The following is a 240-nucleotide window of genomic DNA, read 5'->3' as shown; positions in this document are numbered from 1 at the left end:
AGGGTGTGCGAATAGCTGCGCCCCTGCCACTGGTGGCGGTGGTAGAGGCTGCCCGAGGTGGCGATGGCGCAGTCGCGCAGGGCGATGGCGCAGGGCGGGGCATCGGGGGCCGGGCCGACCGCAGCAGGTACAGGGGCGATGGCCACGCGCCAGGGCTGGCCGTCGGGGCGCTGGCCGCTGCCGCGCAGTTCGCCGCCGATTTCTACCAGGGCGTTGCGCAGGCCCAGGGCGTGCAGGCGC

1 protein-coding gene is annotated in these 240 nt (G+C 75.4%); it reads right to left on the bottom strand.

Going from position 1 to position 240, the window contains the following annotated elements; all coding sequences use genetic code 11:
* A partial coding sequence (locus KZZ06_RS23995) for an FAD:protein FMN transferase (protein ID WP_368858727.1) occupies window positions 1-188 on the bottom strand: 188 nt, incomplete at its 3' end.
* Window positions 189-240 lie beyond the last annotated feature (52 nt).

This window comes from Sulfitobacter sp. CW3, assembly GCF_019392245.1.
GTDB lineage: Bacteria > Pseudomonadota > Alphaproteobacteria > Rhodobacterales > Rhodobacteraceae > Sulfitobacter.
This window is presented reverse-complemented; position numbering and strand designations above follow the sequence as displayed.